Source organism: Novosphingobium sp. (assembly GCF_036733805.1).
In the GTDB taxonomy this organism is placed as follows: Bacteria; Pseudomonadota; Alphaproteobacteria; order Sphingomonadales; family Sphingomonadaceae; genus Novosphingobium.
In genome coordinates, this window is sequence record NZ_DAIMZT010000038.1 from 22,487 (window position 1) to 28,491 (window position 6,005).

The 6,005-nt window shown below is 62.3% G+C and carries 6 protein-coding genes and 1 pseudogene; 6 read left to right on the forward strand and 1 reads right to left on the reverse strand.

The annotated features are described in order from the left end of the window. Nucleotides 1-110: 110 nt before the first annotated feature. Entirely contained in the window at nt 111-500 is a 390-nt protein-coding gene (gene rbfA, locus V7D69_RS10300) for a 30S ribosome-binding factor RbfA (protein ID WP_333605745.1), read from the forward strand. A 15-nt stretch (nt 501-515) separates the two neighbouring features. Here the strand turns inward: rbfA and V7D69_RS10305 are convergent, their stop codons facing one another. Next, on the reverse strand, nt 516-2,120 hold the full coding sequence (locus V7D69_RS10305; RefSeq protein ID WP_333605746.1) for a DUF1963 domain-containing protein: 1,605 nt from the start codon (nt 2,118-2,120) through the stop codon (nt 516-518). A gap of 218 nt (nt 2,121-2,338) precedes the next feature. Here V7D69_RS10305 and V7D69_RS10310 point away from each other — a divergent pair, with 218 nt between their 5' ends. The 5 genes and pseudogenes from V7D69_RS10310 to V7D69_RS10330 all read left to right on the forward strand — a co-directional run. After that, nucleotides 2,339-3,025 (forward strand): site-2 protease family protein, encoded by a 687-nt coding sequence (locus tag V7D69_RS10310; RefSeq protein ID WP_333605747.1) that lies wholly within the window; start codon nt 2,339-2,341, stop codon nt 3,023-3,025. A 105-nt stretch (nt 3,026-3,130) separates the two neighbouring features. Beyond that, nucleotides 3,131-3,514, forward strand: a complete 384-nt coding sequence (locus V7D69_RS10315; protein WP_324061322.1) for a DUF6491 family protein — start codon at nt 3,131-3,133, stop codon at nt 3,512-3,514. A gap of 74 nt (nt 3,515-3,588) precedes the next feature. Further along, the gene (gene truB / locus V7D69_RS10320; RefSeq protein WP_333605748.1) at nt 3,589-4,503 is read left to right on the forward strand and encodes a tRNA pseudouridine(55) synthase TruB; all 915 of its coding nucleotides are present in this window, start codon (nt 3,589-3,591) and stop codon (nt 4,501-4,503) included. A 5-nt stretch (nt 4,504-4,508) separates the two neighbouring features. Next, nucleotides 4,509-4,778, forward strand: coding sequence for a 30S ribosomal protein S15 (rpsO, locus tag V7D69_RS10325; protein ID WP_324064656.1), 270 nt, complete (start codon nt 4,509-4,511; stop codon nt 4,776-4,778). Between the two features lie 178 nt (nt 4,779-4,956). Beyond that, nucleotides 4,957-6,005, forward strand: a pseudogene (locus tag V7D69_RS10330) (polyribonucleotide nucleotidyltransferase); the annotation flags it as partial.

Below are 6,005 nucleotides of genomic sequence, written 5' to 3' on the forward strand. Positions count from 1 at the left end.
AATTCCCCCATTCGTCCTGTCGACACTGGTTCTGTTGTTCATGCTTTGGGGAGCTGAAACAGCAATCAACCGTTGCATTTCACCGCTATTCCCCCACATGAACCGCACTCATGGCACGTCAGCAATTCACCCCCGAACAGCACTCCGTCCGCCTGCTCAAGGTGGGCGAGCAGGTGCGACATGTCATTTCCGAGCTGCTCACGCGTCAGCAGGTGCATGACGATACGCTCACGGCGCATTCGGTTTCCGTCACCGAAGTGCGCATGACCCCTGATCTCAGGCAAGCGACCGTCTATGTGAAACCGCTGCTTGGTGTGGATGAAGAGGAAGTGCTGAAGTCCCTGCGCACTCATACGGCGTTTTTCCAGCGCGAGGTCGCACAGCGGCTCAAGCTTAAGTTCGCGGCCAAGATACGGTTCCGGGCCGACGAGACCTTTGACGAGGCGAGCCGGATCGATGCCCTGCTGAACGATCCAAGAGTAAAGCGCGACCTAGGGTAACCGGCCGGTAATGGATCAGCCGCGTTCGAAAGTGAGGTGGACCGCGCTCCAATTACCCGCAGCCGCATTTTCAGCGCTGATCCAGAACTGGAACATGCCCATGTCGTTCCAACGCCATTCCATCATCTCGTCATAGCCGAGCTGCAGCAGCAGGATATCATTCCCGCGCTCGTCATCCGTTGACTGCGTGAGTCCGGCGAGACTGAAGATTTGATGCTGGTGCGTTGCGGGCAGCCGATATTCGCGATTGATCCGCTGAAGCTGACGCTCCGCCATGGCGGCCACCGCATCCGGCGCGCCGGTGACCATGGCGCGCAGGGATAGCGCGGCCAGATCGGCCGTCGTGCGGGGAACATGGTGGAGCACCAACTCCCCGTAACCGGCGTGGAGTTCCGTCAGGACATCCTTGACCAGGCTACGTTCGTCGTCAGTCAGCTCCTGCCACGGGTCCCGACCGCTGACGAATTGATCCAGGGCGGCGATCATGGTGGGCAGGCCCTCGCGTTGCGCCTCCGTGGCGGCGAGATCGGTTTGCCGCGTGGCAAGGTCAGTATGGGCTTGTGCTGCCGCGGGGTCGTCCGGCACGTCCTTGTTCGCGAGTGCGGCCAACAGATCCTCGGCCCGCCGAACCCCGTCCTGTTTCAGCGCCATCAGACGGCTCGAACTTTCCAGCGCGACGTGAAGTTGATCGGCAAGGTGACTTACGCCGTGCCACCAGAGCACATCGCCGTCTGCTGTGAATGGGCCGGGCTGCGAAAGTGTGTACCGCGAGCGAAAGCTGGCCATCGCTCGTTCAAGGGCGTCGTTTGGATCGGCGAAGTGATTTGGCACATCAAGAGCGTTCGGCTCTACCGGCCAGAACGGGAAGAAATGACGGCTGAAATAGGAAGGGACGGCGGGAAAAGGATATCCACCCTCGTCATAAGCGGCCGGCAGGTCTTGCGGCGGATCGGAAAACTCCCCCTCGCCCGTGACGGCGATAACCGCTCCCGTTCCAAGGAAAAAGGCGAGCGAGCCGGCTCGGGGAAGGGGGCTTTCCGGACAGGCGGCGGCGATTTCCTCTAGATCGAGTTGAGCCGCGAATGGCAGCGGGGATCCTCCCGCGTCACGTGGCCATTCGGCCTCGCCCAGCCGGGGTAGACCGCCGAACCAGCTTCGATCGCTGAACCAATCGCGCTCTCGCTCTCGCGGTTTGCGCACGAGGATCACCGGAGGCGTCACAGCGGCGGGCGTGTCCGGCGATGGCTCCTGCTCGATCGCGCTCGCGGCGCGTCTGCGTAAGTTGGCGATCCTGTCCGACGGCGATGGCGCCCTGGGCCGGACCGGGGCAGCATCGGCCTCGACCGATGAAGGACGCTTCGTCATTCCGGCCTGGGCCCCAGCACGGCCGAACATCATCGCCGTCAGCGCCGAGAGCACCACGCCCACCGTCAGCAGCCCCACTACCGCGACGCTGCGACCACGGATCGCGATGAGATGGGCGGCGGCGGAGTCCAGCGGGGTCAACGCGCCTCGGATGCCGGGCGAAGCGATGAAGGGCGCGTGAGGCGCCAGCGCGACATAAACTGCCGCCAGGGCGGCAAGTCCGAACACCGGGAGCATGGTCAGTATTCGTTTCATGCGTCACCGTTCCGCAGTCATCCGAACGCCATAGTGAACTATGGTGAATTTCATTCAAGCGCAGAGCAACGCCAAAGACGCGATGTGTGGCGCACGGGGCGATGTTATCCCCAACGTCGAAAGTTAAAATCGATTTCTCGTCCACTGCGATATTGTTGAACTTGGAAAGCTCAGCGTCGCAATTGCCACCGCCGCCCCGCGCTCCTAGAGAATGGTCCATGGACAAATCCTTGCTGCAGCCCGCAGCGCTCATCATTCCCTTGATCGCCGCGATCGTCTTTCATGAAGTGGCGCATGGCTGGACGGCGCTTGCGCTGGGTGATCCGACCGCGCGGGAACGGCGGCGGCTCAGCCTTAATCCGCTGCGTCACGTCGACCTGTTCGGAACGATCCTGCTTCCAGGGCTGCTCGCGTTGACGAAAGCGCCGGTCTTCGGCTGGGCAAAGCCGGTTCCGGTCAATAAGTGGCGGCTGCGCGATCCTCGCCGAGGCATGATGGTGGTGGCGGCAGCCGGGCCGGCCACTAATCTGGTGCTTGCGGCCGTGGGCGCTGTGCTGCTTGGCCTGCTGGTCCGCGTGGCGGGGAACCGGAACGATATGTTCCTCCAGTTCCTGGCTGACAACTTCAACAATTTCATCCTTATCAATGTGTTCCTTGCGTTCTTTAATCTCCTGCCGCTGCCTCCTTTCGATGGATCGCACATCGTGGAAGGGCTGCTGCCGCCTTCTTTGGCGCGGGCTTACGCGCGTCTCCGGCCTTTCGGCTTCGCGCTGTTGTTCCTGGTCTTACTGGTGATACCGGCGCTGTTTCCGGGCTGGGGGGTGGTGCAGCGGCTGGTGTTGCCGCCCGTCAGCTGGCTGGGGGACTGGTACTATGGTCTGGCGCGGCTGATCGCCGGGGCCTGAAGATGTAATAATGTGTCGGCGGCTCTTGCCTGAAGGTGTTCCGCTTCCGATCTTGGAATCGGCAATGGGGTGACTTCGTTCGAAAGGTTTCGAAAGGAACTCACCATGAAGATCGCAGTATGGCTTATTCCGCTTGGTCTCGCCGTCACTGCGTCCACCGTCGCGCTGGCCGAACCCGAGCGGCCAGCGGCACGGCAGGAGAACGCCGACGCGTCAATCGCCTTCGCCGATCATGGCGGCGTCTATAGTTGGCGGACGGAGGGCGACAGTACGGTCTACTTTGAGGATCAGCACCGGCACTGGTATCGCGCGACGCTGTTCGCACCAGCTTTCGACCTGCCTTTCGTAGAGCGGATCGGCATCGATTCCGGCCCCATGGGCACGCTTGACAGGTTCGGCGCAGTGATCGTCAAAGGACAGCGCTATCCGTTCCGCTCGTTCGTCGCGGTCGATGGTCCGCCGGTGAAGAGGCACGCTGCCCGCAAGTGAGCGCGCAGCGCCATTGACAAGCGAGGCGCGCGCGCCTTGGGAAAGCGGATGATCGCTTTCTCGACCCGCCGCTGATGCCTCACGGCTGGATCATTCTCGATAAACCCCTGGGCCTTGGCTCGACGCAGGCCGTAGCGGCCGTGAAGCGCAATTTGCGGGAAGCGGGGTTCGGCAGGAAAGTGAAAGTCGGCCATGGAGGCACGCTGGACCCGCTGGCCAGCGGTATTTTGCCCGTGGCGTTGGGCGAGGCGACCAAGCTGACCGGGAGGATGCTGGACGCCAGCAAGACTTATGAGTTCACCATCCGCTTCGGCGAGGAGACCGATACGCTGGATCTTGAAGGCGCGGTGATCGCACGAAGCGATGCAAGGCCCAGGCTAGAGCAGGTTGAGGCGGTGCTGCCGGGCTTCACTGGACCGATCGCGCAAGTTCCACCGGCCTATTCGGCGCTCAAGGTCGATGGTGAACGGGCCTACGATCTGGCGCGAGCAGGGCAAGAGGTGACGCTGAAGGCCCGGCAGGTGGAGGTTTATGAGTTGTCTCTCCTCCCCTCTTCTGAAGGGGAGGCGCTTCGAGAGGTCACCCTTCGCGCCAAAGTCTCCAAGGGCACTTACATCCGCTCGCTGGCGCGCGATATGGCGCGGGCCCTGGGAACCGTCGGCACCGTCACCATGCTTCGCCGCATTCAGGCGGGTCCCTTCGACCTCTCTCTCGCGATTTCGCTGGACAAATTGAACGAAGTGGGTAAGGGCGCGCCTCTTGAACAGATACTCTTGCCGCTGGAGGCGGGGCTGGACGACATCCCGGCCATCGACCTCGATCCGGAGCAGGCAAGGGCGGTCCGCCAGGGCCGCGTTCTGACCGGACTGCCCCAGGAAGACGGGCTGCATTGGGCGCGTGAAGGAACGGTTCCAGTCGCGCTGGTGGAGCTTTCGGGCGGAAACGCCCTCGTCGTTCGGGGTTTCAATCTCACGGATGTCGCGGAGTAGAATGAATGTCGGTTACCGCTGAGAAGAAGCAGGAAATCATTTCGAGCAATGCCCGCGCCGCCGGCGATACGGGCAGCCCGGAAGTTCAGGTCGCGATCCTTACGGAACGCATCACCAACCTGACCGAACACTTCAAGTCGCACCACAAGGACAATCATTCGCGTCGCGGCCTGCTGGCCATGGTCAACAAGCGCCGCTCGCTGCTCGACTACCTCAAGAAGAAGGATGTCGAGCGGTATAACGCATTGATCCAGAAGCTTGGTCTTCGCAAGTAAGACTGAAGTGGAGGCGGCCCCCAGCGGGCCGCTTCTTGCATCTGGATGTTCAAATCTGGGTATCCTCGCAATCCGGCGAGGGGCCTGGGGGCCACGACAGGCCCCGCACCGGACCGGGACGGCATCCCCGGCAGTAAACCCCGCCGCGCAATAGGGCCGGTGGGCTGAGGAAAACCATATGTTCGACGTCAAAACCGTATCCATGGAGTGGGGCGGAAAGACCCTCACTCTGGAAACCGGCCGCATTGCCCGTCAGGCTGACGGCGCGGTTCTCGCCACTTATGGCGAAACTGTCGTGCTCTGCGCGGTCACGGCCGCCAAATCAGTGAAGGAAGGTCAAGACTTCTTCCCGCTGACCGTGCACTACCAGGAAAAGTTCTCCGCCGCCGGGCGCATTCCGGGCGGCTTCTTCAAGCGCGAACGCGGCGCGACCGAGAAGGAAACGCTGACCAGCCGCCTTATCGATCGTCCCGTGCGCCCGCTGTTCCCGGAAGGCTTCTATAACGAGATCAACGTCATCGCTCAGGTCATGAGCTATGACGGTGAGACCGAGCCCGATATCGTGGCGATGATCGCCGCTTCGGCTGCGCTCACCATCTCGGGCGTGCCTTTCATGGGCCCGATCGGCGCCTGCCGCGTCGGCTTCGTGGATGGCGAATATGTCCTTAACCCGAAGCAGGAAGCGGCTCTGGCCGACGGCCGTCTCGATCTCGTTGTCGCCGCGACGGCTGGCGCGGTGATGATGGTCGAATCCGAAGCCAAGGAATTGACTGAGGACGAGATGCTCGGCGCGGTCATGTTCGCGCATGACGAATCCCGCAAGGTCGTCGATCTGATCGTCAAGCTGGCCGAGAAGGCCGCCAAGGAACCTTGGGAAGTCGACCTGTCGGACAACACCGCCGACATCAAGAAGAAGCTGAAGGACCTTGTCGGCAAGGACATTGCCGCCGCTTACAAGCTGACCAGCAAGTCCGCGCGCTCGGACGCGCTTAACGCCGCCCGCGCCAAGGCGAAGGAAGCTTTCGCTGAAGAAACCCCGCAGACCCAGATGGTCGCGATCAAGACCTTGAAGAAGGTGGAGGCGGACATCGTGCGCACCGCCATTCTCAAGGACGGTCAGCGCATTGACGGCCGCACTCTGGAGCAGGTCCGCCCGATCGAGGCGATGGTGGGCTTCCTGCCGCGCACGCACGGCTCCGCGCTGTTCACGCGCGGTGAAACGCAGAC